Source organism: Sphingobium sp. Ant17 (assembly GCF_000588875.1).
In the GTDB taxonomy this organism is placed as follows: Bacteria; Pseudomonadota; Alphaproteobacteria; order Sphingomonadales; family Sphingomonadaceae; genus Sphingobium.
Window position 1 is genome coordinate 1 of the sequence record NZ_JEMV01000194.1, and the last position, 1,619, is coordinate 1,619.

The following is a 1,619-nucleotide window of genomic DNA, read 5'->3' on the forward strand; positions in this document are numbered from 1 at the left end:
CTGGGCTGTGCCTGGCACCGGGGCAAACAAGATATCCGGTAGGCAAACTGCTCTCGTCGAAAAAAACGCGGCGCTCATCGAGCCGTGCAGCAGCGCTCCTGCGTCTGGCCGCGACCACAATAGGTCGCAGCGACACCGCACTCGGCGCGTTTTTACCGGAGGCTGGCGGCGCGCGCGGGAAAGGCGAAGGCGGTCACGGCCACAGCTCGCAAGATCGCGGTCCTGTTCTACAACAGTTTGCGTTACGGCATGGCGTATCATGATCCCGGCGCCACCCAATATGAAGAACGGTACCGAAGCCGGGTGATCGGCAATCTCCAGCGCCGCGCCAAGGCCTTCGGCTTCTCACTCCAGGAACTACCGCCGGAGCCAGACGTGGCTGTTTCTTAGGAAGCCACGCAGTTTCTTTCGCGAGCCAAAAGGCCGTGAAGTTCGCTTTTTGTGCATAGCTGGCGGCATCGTTGGCCCGTTGAACTGCTCTGCCGTGTCATGGATGTCAGTGAACGCGGCTATCGTTCCTGGCGCTCGCGCCCGATTAGCAGGCGGGGAGCGGACAGATATGAAAGTGCTGGCCCATATCCGAGAACAGTACAGGCTGAGCCTTGGCAGCTACGGCCGTCCTCGCATGACGATGGAGTTGAAGGAGGTGGGGCTCGATGTTGGCGAGCGCCGGGTCGGGCGGCTGATGAAGATCAACGGGATCAAGCCAGTCCGCACGCGCAAGCACAAGGTTACGACGGATAGCCACCATCGACTGGGGGTCGCAGCGAACTGGCTGGACGGCGATTTTGCCGCCGATGCGCCCAACCGTAAATGGGCCGGCGACATCACCTATATCTGGACGTCAGAAGGCTGGCTCTACCTTGCCGTCATTCTCGACCTGCATAGCCGTCGCGTCGTGGGCTGGGCAGTCAGCGACAGAATGAAGAAGGACTTGGCGATCAGAGCGCTGGATATGGCGGTGCGCCTGCGCCAGCTCCGGAAGGCTGCTTTTTTCATTCGGATCGTGGCAGCCAATATTGTTCTTACGACTATCAGAAAAAGCTGCAGGCCTATGGCCTGCGTCCATCGATGAGCGGCAAGGGAAATTGCTACGACAATGCGTCCGTCGAGACCTTCTTCAAATCCCTGAAGGCCGAACTCATCTGGCGGCAGAGCTGGCCGACGCGGCGTCAGGCAGAAGCCGCCATCTTCCAGTACATCAATGGCTTCTACAACACCCGTCGTCGCCATTCATATCTGGGCGGCATCAGCCCGCTCGCGTTCGAAGCCAAGGTGGCATAATGAGATAGGTGACCGGCACAAAACATGGGATAATCGCGGCGCGATTCGTCCCGGGCATCAGCATTTTGATATAGCTGACAGGGGTGGTTGCCCCCCGATATGATGGAAAAACGGGCTCACGATTGGCACCGGGCCCAAGCATCGCACGGAGAGCAACCATGAAACAGTATATAGGCTTTGACGTTTCACTAAAAGATACCGCGATCTCCATTCGTCAGGATGGAAAACGGATCTGGCGCGGCAAGTGCGCATCGGATCCCCAGATCCTGGCGCAGATAGTCCGCAAACACGCCCCGCATGCGGAGCGGGTGGTATTCGAGACAGGTCCATTGTCG

The 1,619-nt window shown here is 59.0% G+C and carries 3 pseudogenes; all 3 read left to right on the forward strand.

Going from position 1 to position 1,619, the window contains the following annotated elements:
* A pseudogene (locus tag BF95_RS30160) lies at positions 1 to 263 on the forward strand (hypothetical protein); the annotation flags it as partial.
* Positions 264 to 471: 208 nt separating this feature from the next.
* Positions 472 to 1,284 (forward strand): annotated as a pseudogene (locus BF95_RS25370) (IS3 family transposase); the annotation flags it as partial.
* Between the two features lie 158 nt (positions 1,285 to 1,442).
* Positions 1,443 to 1,619: pseudogene (locus BF95_RS30165) on the forward strand (IS110 family transposase); the annotation flags it as partial.